This window comes from Pseudomonas sp. PNPG3 (assembly GCF_023093815.1).
Classification (GTDB): domain Bacteria; phylum Pseudomonadota; class Gammaproteobacteria; order Pseudomonadales; family Pseudomonadaceae; genus Aquipseudomonas; species Aquipseudomonas asiatica.
In genome coordinates, this window is record NZ_JALLKV010000357.1 from 1 (window position 1) to 226 (window position 226).

The 226-nt window shown below is 64.6% G+C and carries 1 protein-coding gene; it reads left to right on the forward strand.

Annotation, left to right across the window (positions count from 1 at the left end):
• Nucleotides 1-226, forward strand: a 226-nt coding sequence (locus MJ643_RS31315) for a DNA-deoxyinosine glycosylase (protein ID WP_247727404.1), incomplete at both ends; no start/stop codon positions are given.

A 226-nucleotide genomic window follows, 5' to 3' on the forward strand; every position in this document is an offset into this window, starting at 1 on the left:
GCATCCTCGTGCTGGGCAGTTTTCCCGGCGCCGCTTCGCTGGCCGCCGGCCAGTATTACGCTCATCCGCGCAACCAGTTCTGGCGATTGATCTCGGCTGTGGTAGGCGAGGATCTGGCCACGCTCCCCTATGCCGAACGCTTGCCGCGCCTGCTGGCGCATGGTGTCGGGCTGTGGGACGTGCTGGGCGAATGCGAACGCGAAGGCAGTCTCGATTCAAACATCCG